General features: G+C 69.3%; 20 protein-coding genes. 9 read left to right on the forward strand and 11 right to left on the reverse strand.

All coding sequences use genetic code 11. The features are described 5' to 3' along the window. Positions 1-103: 103 nt before the first annotated feature. The 3 genes from AB0N73_RS10565 to AB0N73_RS10575 form a co-directional block, all read right to left on the reverse strand. Positions 104-1,843, reverse strand: coding sequence for an aldehyde dehydrogenase family protein (locus AB0N73_RS10565; RefSeq protein ID WP_363563168.1), 1,740 nt, complete (start codon positions 1,841-1,843; stop codon positions 104-106). 118 nt (positions 1,844-1,961) lie between these two features. Further along, a complete protein-coding gene (locus AB0N73_RS10570) occupies positions 1,962-4,346 on the reverse strand; it encodes an acyltransferase family protein (RefSeq protein WP_363563170.1) in 2,385 nt (794 codons plus the stop codon). 75 nt (positions 4,347-4,421) lie between these two features. Next, the gene (locus AB0N73_RS10575) at positions 4,422-4,682 is read right to left on the reverse strand and encodes a glutaredoxin domain-containing protein (RefSeq protein WP_363563172.1); all 261 of its coding nucleotides are present in this window, start codon (positions 4,680-4,682) and stop codon (positions 4,422-4,424) included. 165 nt (positions 4,683-4,847) lie between these two features. On the opposite strand from AB0N73_RS10575, the gene AB0N73_RS10580 reads away from it, so the two are divergent. After that, positions 4,848-6,002, forward strand: coding sequence for a glycosyltransferase (locus tag AB0N73_RS10580; protein ID WP_363563174.1), 1,155 nt, complete (start codon positions 4,848-4,850; stop codon positions 6,000-6,002). 21 nt (positions 6,003-6,023) lie between these two features. On the opposite strand, the gene AB0N73_RS10585 is transcribed toward AB0N73_RS10580, so the two are convergent. Next, positions 6,024-7,178, reverse strand: a complete 1,155-nt coding sequence (locus AB0N73_RS10585; RefSeq protein WP_363563176.1) for a polysaccharide deacetylase family protein — start codon at positions 7,176-7,178, stop codon at positions 6,024-6,026. A gap of 174 nt (positions 7,179-7,352) precedes the next feature. On the opposite strand from AB0N73_RS10585, the gene AB0N73_RS10590 reads away from it, so the two are divergent. Together AB0N73_RS10590 and AB0N73_RS10595 are read left to right on the forward strand one after the other, a co-directional pair. Next, positions 7,353-9,053, forward strand: coding sequence for an AMP-binding protein (locus tag AB0N73_RS10590; protein WP_363563178.1), 1,701 nt, complete (start codon positions 7,353-7,355; stop codon positions 9,051-9,053). 559 nt (positions 9,054-9,612) lie between these two features. Then, positions 9,613-9,846 (forward strand): DUF3072 domain-containing protein, encoded by a 234-nt coding sequence (locus tag AB0N73_RS10595; RefSeq protein ID WP_363563180.1) that lies wholly within the window; start codon positions 9,613-9,615, stop codon positions 9,844-9,846. A 54-nt stretch (positions 9,847-9,900) separates the two neighbouring features. On the opposite strand, the gene AB0N73_RS10600 is transcribed toward AB0N73_RS10595, so the two are convergent. Next, positions 9,901-10,494: a DUF1349 domain-containing protein gene (locus AB0N73_RS10600; RefSeq protein WP_363563182.1), complete on the reverse strand. Its 594-nt coding sequence runs from the start codon at positions 10,492-10,494 to the stop codon at positions 9,901-9,903. Between the two features lie 76 nt (positions 10,495-10,570). Between AB0N73_RS10600 and AB0N73_RS10605 the strand changes: the two genes are divergently transcribed. Beyond that, on the forward strand, positions 10,571-10,975 hold the full coding sequence (locus tag AB0N73_RS10605; RefSeq protein ID WP_363563184.1) for a VOC family protein: 405 nt from the start codon (positions 10,571-10,573) through the stop codon (positions 10,973-10,975). 6 nt (positions 10,976-10,981) lie between these two features. On the opposite strand, the gene AB0N73_RS10610 is transcribed toward AB0N73_RS10605, so the two are convergent. Next, positions 10,982-11,305: a hypothetical protein gene (locus AB0N73_RS10610; protein WP_363563186.1), complete on the reverse strand. Its 324-nt coding sequence runs from the start codon at positions 11,303-11,305 to the stop codon at positions 10,982-10,984. A gap of 175 nt (positions 11,306-11,480) precedes the next feature. Here AB0N73_RS10610 and AB0N73_RS10615 point away from each other — a divergent pair, with 175 nt between their 5' ends. After that, a complete protein-coding gene (locus AB0N73_RS10615; protein ID WP_363563188.1) occupies positions 11,481-11,957 on the forward strand; it encodes a hypothetical protein in 477 nt (158 codons plus the stop codon). Between the two features lie 141 nt (positions 11,958-12,098). Here AB0N73_RS10615 and AB0N73_RS10620 read toward each other — a convergent pair whose 3' ends face one another. Beyond that, on the reverse strand, positions 12,099-13,247 hold the full coding sequence (locus AB0N73_RS10620) for an MFS transporter (RefSeq protein ID WP_363563190.1): 1,149 nt from the start codon (positions 13,245-13,247) through the stop codon (positions 12,099-12,101). Between the two features lie 268 nt (positions 13,248-13,515). Here AB0N73_RS10620 and AB0N73_RS10625 point away from each other — a divergent pair, with 268 nt between their 5' ends. Then, a complete protein-coding gene (locus AB0N73_RS10625; RefSeq protein ID WP_363563192.1) occupies positions 13,516-14,139 on the forward strand; it encodes a uracil-DNA glycosylase in 624 nt (207 codons plus the stop codon). Between the two features lie 17 nt (positions 14,140-14,156). Here AB0N73_RS10625 and AB0N73_RS10630 read toward each other — a convergent pair whose 3' ends face one another. The 3 genes from AB0N73_RS10630 to AB0N73_RS10640 all read right to left on the reverse strand — a co-directional run bounded on the left by AB0N73_RS10630 (position 14,157) and on the right by AB0N73_RS10640 (position 16,178). Further along, positions 14,157-14,681 carry a hypothetical protein gene (locus tag AB0N73_RS10630; RefSeq protein ID WP_363563194.1) on the reverse strand — a complete coding sequence of 175 codons (525 nt, stop codon included), beginning with the start codon at positions 14,679-14,681 and terminating at the stop codon, positions 14,157-14,159. A 95-nt stretch (positions 14,682-14,776) separates the two neighbouring features. After that, on the reverse strand, positions 14,777-15,385 hold the full coding sequence (locus AB0N73_RS10635) for a class I SAM-dependent methyltransferase (protein WP_363563196.1): 609 nt from the start codon (positions 15,383-15,385) through the stop codon (positions 14,777-14,779). A 190-nt stretch (positions 15,386-15,575) separates the two neighbouring features. Further along, positions 15,576-16,178, reverse strand: a complete 603-nt coding sequence (locus AB0N73_RS10640) for a hypothetical protein (RefSeq protein ID WP_363563198.1) — start codon at positions 16,176-16,178, stop codon at positions 15,576-15,578. Between the two features lie 133 nt (positions 16,179-16,311). Here AB0N73_RS10640 and AB0N73_RS10645 point away from each other — a divergent pair, with 133 nt between their 5' ends. The 3 genes from AB0N73_RS10645 to AB0N73_RS10655 all read left to right on the forward strand — a co-directional run bounded on the left by AB0N73_RS10645 (position 16,312) and on the right by AB0N73_RS10655 (position 17,857). After that, positions 16,312-16,851 (forward strand): sigma-70 family RNA polymerase sigma factor, encoded by a 540-nt coding sequence (locus AB0N73_RS10645; protein ID WP_363563200.1) that lies wholly within the window; start codon positions 16,312-16,314, stop codon positions 16,849-16,851. Continuing rightward, the gene (locus tag AB0N73_RS10650) at positions 16,848-17,282 is read left to right on the forward strand and encodes a hypothetical protein (RefSeq protein ID WP_363563202.1); all 435 of its coding nucleotides are present in this window, start codon (positions 16,848-16,850) and stop codon (positions 17,280-17,282) included. Before AB0N73_RS10645 ends, AB0N73_RS10650 begins: the two co-directional genes overlap by 4 nt. Positions 17,283-17,431: 149 nt before the next feature. Continuing rightward, a complete protein-coding gene (locus AB0N73_RS10655) occupies positions 17,432-17,857 on the forward strand; it encodes a hypothetical protein (protein WP_363563204.1) in 426 nt (141 codons plus the stop codon). A 537-nt stretch (positions 17,858-18,394) separates the two neighbouring features. Here AB0N73_RS10655 and AB0N73_RS10660 read toward each other — a convergent pair. After that, positions 18,395-19,318, reverse strand: coding sequence for a DUF2971 domain-containing protein (locus AB0N73_RS10660; protein ID WP_363563206.1), 924 nt, complete (start codon positions 19,316-19,318; stop codon positions 18,395-18,397). Positions 19,319-19,326 lie beyond the last annotated feature (8 nt).

Here is a 19,326-nt window from a genome sequence, read left to right on the forward strand (position 1 = left end):
CCGCGCCCGCTTCTCGGAGAAACACGCGTTTCTCGGAGCTTTCCGCCGGAATCGTCCGAGAAGCGGGCGTTGCTCCGACAACCGTGCGTCGCGAACGGCGGGCTCAGGCGCCCATCGCGAGCGCCAGGGTCACCGCGAGCCCCGCGGGGTTGCGGTCGATCAGGTAGCGGGTCAGGCCCTCGCTGACGGCGGCGCCGGTGCGGGCCGTCACGAACCACGGCGGGGTCGGCAGCACGGTGAACCGGCCGCCCGTCGCCCAGCGCGGGAAGGGCCGGAAGGGCCCGCGCAGCACGGACCGCTCCACCGCATCGAGCAGCAGGGTGTTGTGCACGACACCGATGCCGCTCCCGACATCCCGGATGTCGGAGCCCGGGAACGCGCCCCACGACAGGATCGGCGTCGCGAACAGCACCCCCGTCCAGGCGTTGATCGCGATGCCGCCGTACCGCAGGGCGGCGACCGCGCGCTCGAAGCCCGCGCCGAGAGCGATCTCGGTGTCGGGGTCGACCAGGATGTTGGCGCCGAGCGTGCCCGTGAGGTGGTCGTTGGCGTGGGCGACGGCGGCGTCGAGGAACACCTGCCCCTCGCCCTGCAGCTGCACGACGCCGAGCACCGGCGCGAAGTACTCGGTGGACTCGATCGCGCCCGGCTCCTGCCCGCGCGGCACCTCGACGAGCAGGCGCGAGTGCGCGGCCGACGACTGCGCCTGCGGGTACGCGGCGGTGGCATCGGCGAGCCGCTCGTCGGCGCGCGGGTACCAGACCGGCCGCTCGGGCGCATCGGCGTAGGCCGTGTGCAGATGGCGCAGGAAGGCCTCGCGCTGGGGCCAGTCCGCGCTGAGGATCACGACCTGACCGGCGATGCAGTTGTGCCCGCTGTTGTGCAGGCGCATGGTCGCGATATGCGCGGCCTGGAAGCGCAGGTCGGCCTCGGTCCATTCGCCCGGCACGACGATGATGGGCGAGACGCCGCCGAGCTCGGCGGTGATGGGCACCGCGAGTCGCGGGTCGTCATCGGCCCGTCGAGCCGCGGCGGCGTCGCCCGTGCCCCACACGATCGCGTCGAAGGTCTGCGCCGATCCCGTGATGTGGATGTGGTCGATGCCCGCGTGCGTGGTGAGGTACGCGCCCACGTCGCCCGCGCCGCGCACGATGCGGAGCGCGTCGATCTCGATGAGGGGCGCCAGCGCCTGCTCGAAGACGGGCACCAGCGCATCCTGCGTCGGGTTGACCTTCAAGAGCGATACCCGGCCCTCGGCCAGCAGTTCGTAGAGCACGTCGAGCACGGGGATGGCGGTGATGTTGCCGGCGCCCAGCACGAGGCCCACCTCGGGGCGCTCGCTCCGGCGCACCTGCGCGAGGCCGGCGTCCCGCACGGCGTCGGCCGCCGTGGTGCCCGGCCGCAGCCACACCTCGCCGGTGAAGCCCGAGAGCAGCAGCGCGTCGATGCGCGTGCGCGGAAAGACATGGGCGCGGGTGCGGTCGCCGGGAGCGGTGTCGATCCGCACGCCGTCGAGCGGGCTTCCTCCCGCCGCGAGGCGGCGCAGCGTCGCGATGTACCCGTCGAGCGCGCCGAGGACGGCGTACGGGCCCGAGAGCCATTCCTCGCCCCGGAGCGGGTGGCCGGGGGCGAGTCCTTTGGATGCGGCGGCCACATCCGCCCACGTGGCCGCGACGTCGCCGACGCCCGCGTGGATGCGTTCGAGCACCTCGGCGCGGCGGGTGAGCGACAGCGCCGCCCAGCCGGCGGCTCCGGTGCGCAGGACGCCGATGTGGTGGTCGAGCTGTTCGTGCCCGTCCGGAAGGCCGGCCTCGGCGGGGCGGGCGGGGTCGGCTGCGGGCACGGCGGTCTCCTTCGGGGTCGGCCCGGACGGGCCAGCACCAGTCTGGTCGATGATCCCGCCCGTCCGACAGTGCCGAGGGGCGACGGCTCTCAGGTGCGACGGCGCGCCCGCTCTCGCATCAGATCAGACCGAGCGCGGCGAGGTCCCACCGCAGCACGGGCGCGATCCGTTCCGAGTACGCCGTGGTCAGGTGCGTCTGGTCGTACTTGGTGGGGATGTCGCCCGCGAACGCCGGGCACACCCCCTCCCAGCAGCTGAAGGGCAGCGAGCTGATCGCGTGGTCGCCGGTGGACGCGGCGGTCTGCTCCGCGGCGGTCTCCATCTGCTGCCAGGTGGACGACACCGAGACGGCGCAGTCGTAGGGCGAGGTGACGGGCGAGTAGCAGCGCCCGAGATCCGCTCCCTCGGGCGGGGGCGCGAGGTAGACGATGCGGCCGGGCAGGCCGTAGCTCGCGGCCTCGGCCTGCTGCGATGAGATGAGCGCCGCCGCCGACAGGTTCGCCCCGCCCGGCGTGTGGCCCAGCGTGTAGGCGTTCGACATCACGACGAGCGAGGGGGCGTCGGCGATGACCATCGCCCGCACGTCGGCCTTCCGCCCGGGGCACGCGTCCATGACCCCGGCGCCATCGTTCTGCACCGGCAGATCCGTGAACCGACAGCCGTAGAGCCCCACCGTCGTCACGCGGATGGCGCCGCCGCTGTCGTCCGCCATCTTGCGGAACGCGGGCGCGTAGGCCATGGCCGTCGAGTCGCCGACGAGGTAGATGTGCGTCGGGGCGTCGGCGCTGCCGGTGCTGCAGCGCCCGGCATCCGGGGTCGTGTCGGGGGAGAAGCAGTCGCGGGCGGGGTTGGTCGCCGAGGACCGGGCGATGACCTCGTCGAGCGAGGGGTGGAGGCTCGGCCACTGCGTGGCGCCCGCCGCATCCGCCAGCTGACGCTGCAAGGCCGGGGTGGGATCGGGGGTATCGCCGGCGTCGGGCGCGGCCGACACGAGCGGGCCGAGCGAGGGGCCGCCGAAGGTGCTCTGCACGACCAGCACCACGGCGAGCGCGGCGATCGCGAAGCCCGCGCCCGTCAGTGCGACCTGCGACCCGAAACGTGCCCGCCACGCGGCCCATGCCGATTCGGCGGGGATCGTGCCCGTCGCCGCCTCGAGGGGCGCGGCGGTGCGCGGGGGGACGAACGGCTCGGGATCCGGGTCGGCGAGCACGGGGGCGTCCGCAGGCTCGATCGCTGCGGCCGGGAGGGGGCGGGGCGAGCCCGGGTAGTAGCGGGCGGTGCCGGGCGCCCAGCCCGCCGGGCGGGTCGTGACGATCGCGGCCCGGGGTGCCGGGGCAGCGACGGCCGGGGCATCGGTGAGCGGGGCGTCGGCGGGTGCGGCGTCATCCGCCGCGCGCGCCGAGGGCGCCCGGCCGCCCAGGAACGGCGCGTAGCGCAGCGGCTGCTCGACGACGAGATATGACGTGAGTGAGAGCACCGCGATGGAGCCGAGCATGAGCCAGGTCGATACGTCGCCGTCGGGCAGCAGCACGGCGGCGAACACGATGACCGGGAAGTGCCAGAGGTACAGCGAGTACGACATGTCGCCCACGAACACGCTGACCGGGTTCGTCAGCGGGAAGAGATGGCGGTGGCGCGGGTCGCCCGCCACCCCGCCCGCGATGACGAGCGCGGCGGCCGCCACGGGGAGCGCCGCCCACGGCGCGGGGAAGGCGGTGGCCTCCGGGTCGATCACGGCGAACGACGCGACGATGCCGCCGAGCCCGATCCATCCCATCGCGGCGCCGAGGCCGCGCGGGATCCGCGCGAGCAGGGGCGCGGCCGCGGCCAGAACGGCGCCCGCGGCGAGCTCCCACACCCGGGTGAGGGTGGAGAAGTAGGCGACCGTCGGCTGGCTGCCGGTCTGCACCAGGGCCCAGGCGAACGAGGCGACGACCACGGCGCCCGCGGCCGCGCCGACCACCCATGCGAGCCGACGCCGGGTGCGGGCGGCGGCCGGAACGAGCAGCACGAGGATGAGCAGCAGACCCGGCCACACCACGTAGAACTGCTCTTCGACCGACAACGACCAGAAGTGCTGCAGCGGCGACACCGCGTCGGTCGCGTGGAAGTAGTCCGTGCCCTCGGCGGCGAAGTGCCAGTTGGCGGTGAAGACCGCCGACCAGACGGCGTCCCACAGCGTTTGCTCCGCGCGGACGCGGTTGAACACGACGAACCCGGCGGTCGCCACGAGCGCCAGGACGGTCACCGCGGCGGGCAGGATGCGGCGTGCCCGGCGGGCATAGAACCCCCGCAGATCCACGCGGCCGTGGGCGTCGAGCTCGCGCAACAGGAGCCCCGTGATGAGGAAGCCGGACACCACGAAGAACACGTCGACCCCGACGAACCCCCCGCGGGGCCAGCCGAACGCGTGCGCGCCGACGACCGCGAGCACGGCCAGGGCGCGGAGGCCCTGAATGTCGCGGCGCGCGCGGGAAGGAGGGGTGGGGAGGGAGGTGTTCACATACGGTCCGGAAAGCCGCATACGAGTGTAGTGGGAGCGATCCCACACCGGGTGGCGGCTCGTGCCGCCGCAGGGTCAGATCAGCGCGAGCGAGCGGAGCTTCGCCTCGACATCGGCGTTCGAGGGTTCGACGTGGTGGGATGCGTCCGGGTACACCACGACCGGGATGTTGGTGCGTCCCGAGATCTCGTGCGCCACATCCGCCGCGGCGGGGTCGGCGACGAGATCGACGTACGTGTACGCGACGCCGAGCTCATCGAGCTGGGACTTGGTGCGGCGGCAGTCGCGGCACCAGTCGGCGCCGAACATCGTGATCCCGGATGTGGTTTCGGTCATGCCAACCAGCGTACGAGTGAACGGGCGGTGGCGGGCGGGTGACGAATTGCTTAGCGGATTCCTGTGGGGATGCCCAGCCCTGTATTTCGGGGCCGTGCTGCGTGTCAGGATGGTGACCGACGCCCGAATTCGAGCGCCGATCGGTCTCTCTTCGAGGCGGTACGCATGCAGGTCACGGTGATCGTTCCCACGTTCAACGAGGCGCCCAACGTGGCAGAACTCGTCCGTCGGATCGCCGCGGGAGCTCACGGCTTCGACATCGACATCCTCTTCGTCGACGACAGCACGGACGACACGGCGGATGTCATCCGCACCGTCGCCCGTACCTCTCCCGTCCCCGTCCGGCTCATCCGGCGCGACGAGCCGACCGGCGGCCTCGGCGGCGCGGTCGCCGCGGGCCTGGAGGCGGCGGCATCCGATGTCTGCGTCGTGATGGACGGCGACCTGCAGCATCCCCCGGAGGACATCGCCCGGCTCGTCGCGCGGTTCCGGCGCGGCGACGTCGACATGGTGGTCGCCTCCCGCTACATCGCGGACGGGGCGTCGGCGGGGCTCGCCGACCGCAGCCGCGTCTTGGTCTCGCGCGGCTCGACCGCGGTCACGAAGGCCATGTTCCCGGTGCGCCTCAAGAACGTCTCGGACCCGATGACCGGGTTCTTCCTCGTGGATCGGCGAGCGATCGACCTCGAGCAGCTGCGTCCGCGCGGGTTCAAGATCCTGCTCGAGATCCTCGCGCGCCGCCCCCTGCGCGTCGCCGAGATCCCGTTCTCGTTCGCGCACCGGTTCGCCGGGGATTCGAAGGCGTCGTTCTCGCAGGGGCTCAGCTTCCTCGCCCAGCTCGCCGCGCTCCGCTTCGGCAAGATGTCGATGTTCGCCGTCATCGGCGCCGCGGGCGCGGTGGCGAACCTGGCGATCGTGTGGGTCCTCTCGCACGCCGGCATGACGGATCTCGCTGCCATGATCATCGCGGCCGAGACCACGATCCTCGCCAACTTCCTGCTGCAGGAGCGCTACGTCTTCCAGGACATGCGCGATCAGGCATCCGGCTTTCTCAGTCGCTTCCTGAAGTCGTTCTTGTTCAACAACGCCGAGCTCCTCATCCGCATCCCGCTCACGGCGCTGATGATCTCGACGTGGCATATCTCGGTCGTCATCGCGACCGGCATCACGTTGGTCGCGGCGTTCGTGGTCCGCTTCCTGTTCCACTCGCTCGTCGTCTACGCGCCCCGCCGCCGCAAGGCGGAGTCGTCCGTGCCCTCCCGCGCGCGGCACTTCGTCGAAGAGCTGGACCGTCAGGCGCTCCGCCCCGGCGAGCTCTGAGCCCGCCGGCCGTGCGGCACCTCAGCCGACGAGGTTGATGAAGGCGTCCAGGCCCATGCCGTAGTTGATGCGGATCGTCGGCATGGCCAGCTTGTCGGTACCCGCGCGGACGTACCCGGGCTCGACCGTGCGTGCCATCTCGAAGCCCGCCTGACGCAGCGCCTCTTTCGCGTTCTCGTCGTAGTGCCCGAACGGGTACGCCATGACCTCCTTCGCCCCGAGGATCTGCGCAGAGGTCTCCATGTCGGCGACCATGTCGGCGACCGGCCAGTTGACCATCCGACCCTGGCCGTTGTCGCCGGCGGTGTGCATGTCGTGCGTGTGGGAGCGCTGCAGGACGTACATGTTCGGCGTCGGCTCGGTGCGCGCCGAGGTGATGACGAACGACGTGGTCGGGATGCCGTAGGCCTGCACGACGGGCGCGGCGAGCTCGAGCCAGCTCGAATCGGCGTCGTCGTCCGTGACGACCGCCGAGCGGGACGGCAGGTACAGTCGCCCGTCGATGAACGCGCTCACCTCATCCCACAGCGGCAGGTAGAACCCGGTCTCGGCCAGGTACGACATGTGCGCGTCGAAGTCGCCCGTGTACGCGTAGTTGGCCTTCAGCCACCCGCTCTCGCCCTCGGGCTTGGTGGTGAACTGGTGGTACATCAGGATCGGCAGGCCGACGTCCTCCGCCGCCACCTCGTCGGGGGTCTTCCACGATCCGTAGAGGGTGGTCTGCGCATCGGCGCAGGTGACCACATCCGCGCCGTTGACGCGCGCGCCCACCGTGTAGGCGGCGGCATCCTCGGGGGTCGCGTACCAGCCGGCGAACACCGCGCCCTCGCGGGCGGGGATGGGCAGGTAGGCGTACAGCGCGCCCTGCGATTGCAGCTGCGGAGCATCGGTGATGCCGTCGCCGGCGAAGCTCACGGCGCAGGCGTTCGGGTCGTCGCTGCCGGCGAGCAGCTGCTGGGCCGGGGTGAGCGGAGGGGGCGTCGGGGTCGCGGTGGCGGGCGCGGGCGTCCCGGCTGTCTCGGGCTCCACCGGGCCCTGGGCGCGGATGAGCGCGACGGCGGTCACCGCGACGACGGCGATCACGAGGGCGACGGCGGCGACGATCGTGACGGTCAGGCGGCGACGGCGACGAACCGTGAGGTGGCGTCCGCGCTGCTGGCGTCGCGTGGCGTTCATGTGTCCCCCGTGGCCGTTCAGCCCTCGCGCGCGGCGGGTGCCGCGACCGCAGCGATCCTAACGGGCGGCGGCTGTTTCCCCCGGGATGCCCACCCGGTGCCGCCCGCATCGACGGTCGTAGACTGACCCGGCCCGCAGCTCCGGGCGCGACGGACCCCGAGGAACGAAGATCTCATGCCCCACTCCGCTGCCGGCCTCGCCTATCGCGAGGCCCGCGACATCCTCCTCACCCACGCGCACGACGCCGACGCCGCCCGCGCCGACTTCGTCTGGCCGGATGTGGGCGACCACTTCAACTGGGCCGTGGACTGGTTCGACGCCATCGCCGCGGGCAACGAGCGGCTCGCGCTGCGCGTGCGCGAGGAGGACGGACGCGAGCAGTCCCGCACGTACGAGCAGATGCGCGCGCGGTCCAACCGCGTCGCCAACTGGCTGACCTCCATCGGCGTGCGCCGCGGCGAGCGCGTCCTGCTCATGCTCGACAACCGGGTCGAGCTGTGGGAGGCGATGCTGGCGATCATGAAGATCGGCGCCGTCATCCTGCCGACCTCGGTGGTGCTCGGCGCCGACGACCTCGCCGATCGGATCGCGCGGGCCGCCGTCCGCGTCGTCGTGGCGGATGCGGAGGACGCGGCAAAGTTCGACGGCATCGACGGTGACTTCCTCCGTGTGGCCGTCGGCGGCGACCGGGACGGGTGGGCATCGTTCACCGACGCGGATGCGGCATCCGATGCGGCCCCCGGAGTGGTCGTCGCCTCGAGCGACACGGCGATCGTGTACTTCACCTCGGGCACGACCTCGCGCCCGAAGATGGTCGAGCACACGCACGTCTCGTACCCGGTGGGCCACCTCAGCACGATGTACTGGATCGGTGTGCGCCCGGGCGATGTGCACATGACGATCAGTGCGCCGGGGTGGGGCAAGCACGCGTGGAGCCTGTTCTTCGCGCCGTGGATCGCCGAGGCGACGATCTTCGTCTACAACTACGGGCGGTTCGACGCGGTCGCGCTGGTCGACCAGCTCGACCGCGCCGGTGTCGACACGTTCTGCGCGCCACCGACGGTGTGGCGGATGCTCATCCAGGCCGACCTGGAGAAGAAGCCCCGGGCGCTGCGCGAACTGCTCTCGGCGGGGGAGCCGCTCAACCCCGAGGTGATCGCGACCATCCAACGCTGGTGGGGCCTCGGCATCCGCGACGGGTACGGGCAGACCGAGCTCACGGCCGTCATCGGCAACACTCCGGGAGCGCCGATGGTGCCCGGATCCATGGGGCACCCCCTGCCGGGCATCGACGTCGTCCTGCTGGATCCGGTGACGGGCGAGCCCACCGACGAGGGCGAGATCTGCCTGCCGACGGAGCCCGTGCGTCCGCTCAACCTGACGCCCGGCTACATCGGTGAACCCGACCGGACGGCGAAGGTCGAGTACGGCGGTTTCTACCACACGAGCGACGTCGCCTCGCGGGACGCCTCGGGCGCGCTCACCTTCATCGGCCGCACCGACGACGTCTTCAAGGCCAGCGACTACAAGGTGTCGCCGTTCGAGGCCGAGTCGTTGCTGCTCGAGCATCCCGCGGTCGCCGAGGCGGGTGTCGTGGGCGCGCCCGATGCGGTGCGTCTGAACACCGTCAAGGCGTATGTCGCGCTCGCCGCGGGCTGGGCTGGGGATGCGGCCACGGCACGCAGCATCCTGGCGCACGCCCGCGAGCACATGCCGCCGTACATGCGCGTGCGCCGCGTGGAGTTCTTCGAGCTGCCCAAGACGATCTCGGGCAAGATCCGCCGCGTCGAGCTGCGCGAGCGCGAGGAGCGCCGCGCCCACGAGCGCATCGACACCGAGTTCCGCGAGTCCGACTTCCCCGACCTCAAGCGCTGACCCCGGGGCCGGGCGCGAGCCGGTTGGCGGTGCTGGTGCTGGTGCGAGTGCTGGCCCGGTGCTGATGCGAGTGCGGGTGCGGGTGCTGGCCCGGTGCTGATGCGAGCCCGCGAAACTCTGCTCACTCGTCGCATATGCAGGGTGCGCCGGCGCGGGACCCCGCTTTCGCGACGAGCGAGCGTGCCGCGCCGTGCCATCCTTTGCTCACTCGTCGCATATGCAGTGTGCGCCGATGCGAGACCCCGCTTTCGCGACGAGTGAGCATGGATGACGCGACGAGTGAGGATGGATGACGGGTGAGCGCGGACCTCACCGTCTCCTCCGTTGCTCACTCGTCGCGAATGTGGGGTGCGTCGGCGCGAGGACCCGACATATGCGACGAGTGGGCAAGGCGGCGGCACCAGGGGCGCGACGGCACCGCGCACGCGCCGGCACCACAGGCGCGCCGGCACCGCGCACGCGCCGGCACCACGGGCGCGGGCCGCGCGTGCGTCTACGGGCTGGGGAGGGCGGCGTCAAGGCCGCGCCCCGTTCACGCGGGCGCCGTAGCATCGCCGACATGTCCGACGCGAACACGACCCCCGACACTCTCGGATCGACCGATGGCGATGCCGTCGAGAAGGATCCCGCCGATTGGGTCACAGGCGATGAACCCATGACGGCTCCCCAACGCAGCTACCTCGACACGCTCGCGCGTGAGGCCGGCGAAGAGGTGACGGCTGATCTGACGAAGGCCGAGGCTTCTGAGCACATCGACCGGCTGCAGGAGAAGACGGGCCGCGGCACCAGCTGACCCATCCTTGACGACGAGGGGCGTGCCATCCGGCGCGCCCCTCGTGCATTGCGGTCAGTGAACGGCGGTGTCGGCGGGCGCGGTGCGCCACTCGTGCAGCGTGACCGTGAGGTCCGATCGCGTCGGTGCGCACACATACGGACCCGCGGATGCGGTGAGGGTCTCGTCGAAGGGCAGCACACGCAGGAGTCGCAACTCGTCGCCGTCGACCCCGGCGCGGACGATGAGCGCCCCGAGGCTCCAGCTGACGCGGACGCGCACCCGCTCGCCCTGCCACTCGGGCACGGCGCCCACCGACCAGTCGGAGCGGACATCGGTGACGACGGCACCCGCGCCGAGCGTTCCCTCGGCGTACTCGAGCCCGGCCTTGATCCAGCGCTCGTCATCGACCCGCACGAACACCCCGGCCTGGTCGAACTCGCCGGTGAAGTCGGCGGTGAACACGACTTCGACGGCCGTCCCCGCCGTGAACGGGGCGAGCAGCGCGTGCTCGGTGTCGTGCACGAATCCGTAAGCGGTGTGGCGCCAGGCGTCGCTCGTCTCGACCGCTGTCACGAGAAGATCCTGACCGTTCTCCACAGCGGCAACAGGCGGATGCGTCCAGGTGCCGGTCGACCAGTCGTTCCGGGTTCCACGCGGTTCGGTCATCCCTCGATCCTGGCAGGTCCGGTGCGCGCCGCGCATCCCTAGGATGAGCGCGAGCGAACGAGAACGAGGAGACCTCATGGCGTTGACGAGCTTCTATCCCGTGCTGCAGGTGGCCGATCCGCGCGCGGCCGCGGCGTTCTTCACAGCGCACCTCGGCTTCGAGGAGACGTTCGCGGCCGAGTGGTACGTGAGCCTGCGCTCCGGCACGTACGAGCTCGCTCTGTTGCAGCACGACCACGAGACCATCCCCGCCGACTTCCGCGGCCGTGTGTCGGGGATCCTGCTCAACGTCGAGGTCGCCGATGCGCGCGCCGAGTATCGGCGACTCGTGGATGAGGCGGGCCTGCCGGTGCGGCGCGACCTGCGTGACGAGGCGTTCGGTCAGCGGCACTTCATCGTCGAGGGCCCGGAGGGCGTGCTCATCGACGTGATCGAGAACATCGAGCCGTCGGCGGAGTTCGCCGAGGCCTACGCCGGCTGATCGGGCTCACCAGGCCTCGCCGGGGCGCGGGAGGCGCACCGTCCATCCGAGGCGCGTGAGGGCGGTGTCGAGTCGTTCCGCCTGCACGGTGGCCACCTCCAGCGATGCGTCGGAGCACACGTCGACCGTGAGCGGCGGGGGATCGGCGAACTTCGGGATCTGCACCTCGGCCCAGGCGTTCGGCGCGAGACCGACCCGAGGGAAGGCGGTGCCCGCGTGGTCCACGACCGAATCGGCGGCGAACGCGATCACATCCAGTGCGTCGAGCTTGGTGATCGGCATGTCGACGACGAGGGTGACGACGAACGGTCCGCTGGCGGTGTCGCGCATGTCGCCTCCGTGGTCTGAGTGGTGCTCCCGCTGCGCAGCTGAGAGATGCACGAGAGGGATGGATGCCGGGCGCCCGCCGACTCATCATGTGGTGTCCGTGAGGATACGCCCTGCGGCCGTTCGGATCGCGTGAGGGAGCTCGGATCCGCCCGGGAGCGCGCGTAGACCGAACACCATGACTCTCACCGCCCTCCTTCCCACTCTCCGCGACAGCATCCCCGCGCCGTTCGACGCCGCCGCATGGCCGGCCGGATCCGCGCCCACCCTCGACGACGTCACCGTGCGCGCGATGTCGGTGGGGCGTTACGCGGATATCTGCGGCACCCCCTGCGTCTGCACGGGTCCCGCCGTCATCCCGCTCTCGGGTGGGATGGCCTCGACGACGCTGTCGACGACCGTCGTGGTGGCGACGGTCGTCGAAGTCGCGAGCGGCACGCTGCGCCTGGACGCGTGCGTCGTCGGGCTCGGAGCCGTGTGGCGCGAAGCGCGGTTGATCGGCCGCATCTCGCACGCCTACGACGTGCGCTTCTCGGTCGCCGGTGCGCACGGCGAGGATGCCGGCGGGTCGGTGGTTCTCCCCGGTGACATCCGTGTCGGAGACCGCATCGCGTTTCCCTGCCCCGGATGCCGCACGGTCGGAGAGGTGCGCTGATGCTGCTGCACACGATCGTGTTCGCGTCGCGCTGCGCGCGGGTTCAGGCGGAGTTCCTCGCGACGGAGCCCGAGGACGACGAGCCTGAGGAGTGAGCGAGTCCGGCGAACACCGAGCGGCGCACCGCGCCGTTTGCGCGGCTCAGAGCGGCACCTCCGTGCGTGAGACGCGTGGATGCGGCCGCGTCAGCAGGACGCTCGCGATCAGCAGCACGGCCGCCACCGCAGAGATCAGGGCGACCGCCACGGGCACGCCGGAGAGCTGGACCAGCACCCCGGCGAGGGCGCTGCCCGCCGACGCACCGATGTTGTGGCCGGTGTTGACCCAGGTCGTGGCGGCGTTCTGACGGTGCTCGCCGCCGGCGCGGTGTGCGGCGATGTACGCGACGATCATGACCGGCGAGAAGAAGACGCCGGCGACGGCAACCACCGCGCTGACCGCGACGGCGCCCGAGACGAGCGCGACGACCGAGCTCGTCGCCACGAGCGTGGCGCCGAGCGCGACGAGCTGCTGCGCGGGCGAGCCGGGCACGCGCAGCGCACCGTACGCGAGGCCGCCCACCGCGCTTCCCGCCGCGAAGAGCCCGAGGGCGATGCCGGCTGCGGCGGGACCGCCGTGATCGGCGACCGTCACGGGCACGGTGATGCTGATGCTGCCGGCGATCCCTCCCGCCACGAGCGCGGGGATGAGGATGCCGACGAACCGCGCGTCGCGCAGAAGCGCTCGTGTCGGTGCGGCGGCTCGGGCAGTGCGGTCGTGCGGTCGCATCTCGCCGACGACGCGGGTGGCGGCGAACGAGAACCCGCCCACCAACACCACCACGGCGGGCACCGCCAGCACGATGCCCGGCGGGATGACGGCCAGGGCGATCCCGGCCGCGGCGGGTCCGGCCAGGTAGAGGAGCTCTTCGACGACCGCGTCCAGACTCAAGGCCTTCTTGAGCAGCGCGTCCGTGGGGGCGAGGCGGCCCCACGCGACCCGCATCGTCGGACCCAGGGGTGGGGCGAAGACGCCGGCCAGGGCGCCGAGCCCGATCAACACCGCGCCCTCGGCATCCCGCATCGACGCGACGGAGATCGCGGCGAGCGTGGTGCCGAACACGGCGGTGAGCACGGCCAGGGCGGGCCGAGCACCGTATCGGTCTATGAACCAGGCGCGGACGGGTGCGAGGAAGCTCGCTCCTGCTCCGTAGATCGCGATCGCGACACCACCGAGCGCGATGGAGCCTGTGGCATCGGTGACCGCGTAGAGCAGGGGAAGAAGCACCAGCGCGTAGGCGCTGCGCCCCACGAGGGCTACTCCGAACGTGGTGGGAACGCGCGGCAATCTGAGCACGTCGACATAACGTGCTGTCCGGTCGGACGGCATGAGGACTCCAGGCTGATGAGCACGCCGAGGCGTGCGATGAGAAGGATCGGCGTCAGCGCGACGAGAACCGTCGCGGGCATCGATCAATCACGGCTGGAGTGCATGGCGTCATCCTATCGACGCGCCGCGACGACGCCGGCGGACGACCAGGACGACGAGGACGGGATGCGGCGCCCGCTAGCATCCGGATGTGTTCCTCGACCACCCGCGCGGCTTCCGCGATCCCGCTCTCATCGACGCGCGCGAGCGCCTGCTGCTGACGGAGCCGACGGTGCAGTCGCTCCGCGCCTGGGCCGACGATCTCGCCGACCGGCGCGGAGCGGTGGTGCCGCAGTTCGATCCCGCCGAGGGCGGTGACCAGGCGCGCGTTCTGTTCGTCTTCGAAGCCCCCGGGCCGATGACGAACGCCGGCAACACGCGCCCCGGCTCCGGTTTCATCTCGGTCGACAACAACGATGCGACGGCCGCGAACATGTGGAACGCGCGGGCCGAGGTCGGCCTGCACACCGGCGCGCTCGCCTGGAACATCGTGCCCTGGTATCTCGGGGCGGCATCCCGCAAGCCGACGGCAGCGGAGCTCGGGCAGGGGGCTGCCGAACTCGTCGACCTGATCGGCCGCCTACCGCGGCTCGAGATCGTGGTGCTGGGCGGTCGCTACGCGCAGAAGGGATGGCGCCGCCACATCGGCTCGACCCGGTTCAGTGGGCCGGACGTCGTGGACCTCTGGCATCCGTCGCCGTTGTCGCTCAATCAGCCCGGCCGCCGCGATGCGTTCGTCGAGACGCTGCGCGGGGTGGCCCAGAGGCTCGAGTGAGCGCGGTGATCGCCGCCCTAGGAGGGGCGGCCCTCGATCGCGATGGTGTCGGGCAAGTCGTCGCCCGTGTCGGTCGCCCCGCGACGGGCGATGTCACCGTCGACGACGTACATCCCGGCATTCGATCCGGTGATGAAGAACTGGCTCGCGGCGTCGTCCGGCAGCATCGTCGGCGTCAGCCACAGCGCGTACTCCGTCCCGACCTCCAGGAGCGGTCGAGAAGCCGGATCCTGACGGACGTCGACAAGGTCGCCGACGACGACCAGTTCTGCCTCCGGTGCCGTGGAACCGAGCCCTGGGGACCACGGTGCGTTGGACACCTCGATGGTGGAGATCGTCGCGTCGCCATCCGTTCGCTGCTCGGTGACCGTGCCGATCACGATGGCGGTGCTGTCGCTCGCGAGGCCCTCGATCGAGTCGTACAGCACGGCGCGACTACCGCTCGCATCGTCGACGCTGGAACCGCTCGCACAGCCCGACGCAAGAAGCGCGAGCGACACGAGGACGGCTGCGACCGCACTCTTTCGACGTGAACCGGCCATGAGACTCCCCCTCCATCGCAGGAAGCTCAACCCTCTCACGCCGCCTGGCGCTGGCGCAGGAGCGGAGGCATGACGGTGCTCGGTATCACGCAGCTCTACTGCACCCGCTCCTCGGACCGTTCGCAGAGGATCGCGCCGACGGGTCGTCGGCCCCTCTCAGTGCGCCGGTGCGTCTCGACGATGTCGAAGCCGACGGATTCGAGCGCGAGTTCCAGCTCCTCCACCGGCCACCGGTACGCGCGGACCACCGCATGATCGAATGACTCGATCGAGCTTCCCTCGAAGTAGCCGAGAAGAAGAGTGCCGCCCGGCCGCAGAATCCGCGCGAACTCCGCGAGTGGCGTCGCGATGTGGGACGGATCGTGATGGATGGTCGAGAACCACGCGAGGATGCCGTCGAGTGCGTCATCCGCCTCGTCGATCGTGTCGATGCTCCCGATGTCGAACGGCACGCCCGGATAGGTCGCGCGGGCGTGACGGATGAACGGTGGAACGAGGTCGATCCCGCGGATGTCGGCGCCGCGGCGCGCGAGGTGATGCGTCCAGTGTCCCGGTCCGCATCCCGCGTCGAGCAGGCGCCCTGGCGTCGCGTCCGCCCACGTTTCGATGAGCAGGCGGTCAGCGGGATGCATCGCGCCCATCGATCCGAGCGCATCCGCGTACTCGGCTGCTCGACTCGCGTAGGCGGCGATCGTGTCGGTCACACCGCGAGGCTACCGACCGATCGGAAGAACCGCGTGCCGGCGTCGGGTCACGGCTGCGGTCGCGATCCTTCAGCGGCATCGGCGCGGGGGAGCGCCCTCATCGCGGCGACGGCCGATCTCGGTTCGGCCGTTGGAGGTGGCTGGTTTCGGATGGCTTCAGCCAAGTTCCCGGCCCGGGACCGGCCCACAGTCAGGGCGTGACTGTAATCTCACCAGGCGGAAGGGCGAGCTCTTCTTCGGCAGCGTCGTCCACCCCGAAGGCTTCTTCAAGTATTTGGCGGGAGAACTTGGCGTACTGACTCGATGCGTACGGGAATTCGCTCTTCGAGAAGCTCACGTCTACGGATTCGAGGAGCTTCTTGTAACCCGCAAAGTCAAGGACGCCGTGACCTTCCAGAGATCTCCGTAGTGCGATCACGTAGCCGTTGATCGCCGTGGTTGACCGGATCTTGGTCTCCGCTTCATCCCACGCCGCAGAGTTGGTGGCCTTGACCGCGAGAACTATGTCGACAGCACTCCCGCCGCGAAGTCGACAAACTGCTCCAGCTGTGCGCGGAACCGGAACTCGAAAGTGCGCCATGATGACCTCCGAAATGTGGATGTCTTCCAGATGCTCGGCTATGCGCTCTTCGACTTTGATGATCAGTACGGGATCGATCGACTTGGTACGTACTCCTCGCGCTACGGGCACATGACCACATGGGATCTCGGAGAATTCTTGGAGCGCATCGCATGCCGTCCAATCGATCTGGAGCTCGAACGCCAGAAGGTCAAGTACCTGCTCACAGGGCACCCAGGACGCGCCAGCGTCTGCCTATAAACCCGCTGGGCGACGATGGCCCCCACCCTCGCAACTCGCGATGCACCGGTTGCTGTGAGTCACAAGACGGAGCCGCCCGACATTGTGAGGGTATGGAGGAACCCGAATGAGCGCGGCCGATGACAGCGACTTGGTCGAGCAGTTGCGCGACGGCAACAAGCACGCGTTCGACGAACTGATGAGAAAGCACGGCTCGACCGTGTTCCGATACGCGTGGGCTCTGGCGGATTCGCCGGAGCAGGTCGAGGACCTCGTTCAGGACACGTTCCTCACACTATGGCGCCGACGTAGGCGGATCACACTAGTCGGCGGCTCCCTGCTGCCCTGGCTACTCACCACGTGCCGGTTCACCGCCTTCAACTCAAACCGACGGCTCCGACGGTCATCCACCATCCCAATCGAATCGGTTGAGCATTCCCTCACGCTGCACGACGACCCAGCTGAACAGGACACCCTCCGGTGGATCCGCGACGAGGTCGCTCGTCTCCCCGACAGCGACCGCAAGCTCCTCAACTCGTGCCTCGTCGAAGGACGGCCATACGAAGAGGTCGCCAGCGAACTCGGCATCTCAGCATCTACCGCACGCAAGCGCATCCAACGCGTCAGAGCGCGGCTACGCGCCGCCCACCTCAAGGAGGAATCATGATTACTGCACCGCCGGACCCCACCACCATCGACACTCGCCTCACGGCCGTCCGCGCCAAGGCGAACCAGCGGATTCAACGCCGTTCGCACGTCGGCCGCATCGGAATCGGTGCCGCGCTAGCAGGAACATTCACCCTCGCCGGTGCCGGCATCGCCACCGCGTCGTTCCCCGTCACCATCGACATGCAGGGCGTGGTCAAGACCAAGTACGTCGACGAGTTCGTGCAATGCAGCGAGGACGCCGGCGTGGAAACCGTCATCCTCACCGGCAGCACAGCCGCCAACGTGCTCGAGGGTTGGACCGACCTCGACATCGCAACCTACACGGCAGTGGAATCTCGCATGGACAGCCGAGATCAGGGCAGGCTCGGCCGCGCCCTCTCCGCATGTCAAGCGGAGATCGCCGAGCGCGTGGGTGAGCCGATCTCGTGACGAGCATGCCGACGCCCAGACCGAGCGATATCTCTCTGCTACCCACGGAACCGATCGACATCACTTGGTCTTTCCCTCTCGCAGAGGTGGCGCCAGCGAACGTAAAGGCGACCAACGAGCGCCCTCGCTTCACCGATTCGCGCTGAGCCATGACCCAACGCGCACGCTGGTCTCTGGCCGTCCTGTTGGCGGCGGCCGCAACAACTGCGTTGACGGCATGCGCGCAGACCTACGAGACCGGCGAGAACAGTCTGAGCAGCCACCTCGGCACGCCCCTCGAATCCTTCCCTGGCATCACCGATGACATCTACACACTCAGCCTCACCCAGGACGTGCGGTTGGGCAGCCTCCCCCGCGGGGCGAACCAAGTCGCAAAGGACGAGTCCGGCTGGGTAGTAGTGGGTATCTGCGCGGACACATCGACAATCGACCCAGAACAGACAAGGAACGTCACGCTCCGGGTCGTCGCTTCACACTTCGTGGACGCCGCGACATTGGAGTCGATCAAGAGCGGATCGATGCAAGACGGAGTGATCTGCGGCAACGCATCCTCGATCGGCCCCGTCCTGGACTGACCCGGACGGTCAATGCGCAGGAAAGCAGAAAAGAACCTGCGACCGGCCCCAGACCGGCCCAGACGCTGCTGATGGGCGCCTGGACGGCAGCCGATCAGTGCGTTTCGTCCTGCTTCGCTCGCTCAACACCCGGGGACTCCGCTCGCTCGCGAGCGGTACAGAAAACGGTCCCCACCAGCGCAAAGCAAAACCCCCGCCATGTAGAAGCTAGGCGAGGGTTTCTGGGATGACTGTAACGGTCATCCGTGTGGCTCCGACGGGCGTCGATCCCGTGACCTCACGATTTTCAGTTGTATGCGCCGGGTTTGTGGGTGCTCACGAGTGCTCGTTCGCCGCGTGATTCCGCGGAAGTCGTGCTCGTTGGTGACGGCTGGTCGCGGGTTGATTCAGCCGGGTTCCCGGCCCGGAACCGGCCCAGGATCGGCACAGACATTGCGTACGTGATTCGTTGAGCTGTCGAACCGATGCGGGAGCGCTCCGCTACTGGTGATCGTCGAGTGATCGAGAACCAGGAGCCGCGATGGGATATGTCGGCGGCTACTTCTTACCTACAGAGTTCATTGACTCGATGTATTGGTCTAGCAGACCTGCTGAAGCGATCAACCGCCAAGGGTTGCTCTGAGCCGCAATAGACCGATCGGCTTCCTCGATTCTGCACCATGAGCAGCTGACCCCATCGTCGAGGGGCTCGCCACACGATTGACAGCAGCTGGCAGCGCCTGAGATTTCCCCGTCCGTAAAGACGCACGTTGATTCTTCCGAGTTCGTGAAGTAGGGCGTAATGCGACTACGCCCGATCATGCACTTGTATACGCTGCAACCGATTTCCGTTGCGTAGGAACGAAGTTTTGAATCTGTGTGGGCATCGATGTTCGGTCCGAGTATCACCGCGGTCACGCACTGGCGAGGGATTGGAAGGATTGAGACGCCACCCACATCGAGGAGCTTCGACGCATCGTTCAGGACGAGGCGCCGTTCCATCTCGTAGGACCAACACGTAGCCTTCGTGAAGTAGGCGGCATGGTAGACGCTATTGCGGAGAAAGTAGACGTCCCTCGGCTTCTGGCGGATCTGAGCGCGGGCGAGTGAGTGCGCGATGTCGTCGGGGCTCGAGTCGCGATATGAAACGTCCTGAATCACGTGGATGTTGCCGAATTCGGCGCTCAGAGCATCTTCGTCAATTTCGATGACGAAACCCTTGCCATTCTGGCCGTAGTGAGCCCACATCGGAACCACATCAGGGCGACTCGAGAAGCAGGTGGTCGGCATCTGCTCTATGTCTCCGACTACTTCCTCGTAAAATGCAAGGGTTTCGGGGGGAGCGTTACGATCCACGGTGAGGAATAGCTCGAACGGGTCGTTGAAATCGCGTGGCAGGGAGAATTTGAGGGTTGCTCCGTCGGATGAGAGAGCTATTTCCGCAAGCTCAGGGCCGAGGTACTTGTACAGCTTCCGCGTCATTTGGGTCC

The organism is Microbacterium sp. NPDC089189 (assembly GCF_040685095.1).
In the GTDB taxonomy this organism is placed as follows: domain Bacteria; phylum Actinomycetota; class Actinomycetes; order Actinomycetales; family Microbacteriaceae; genus Microbacterium.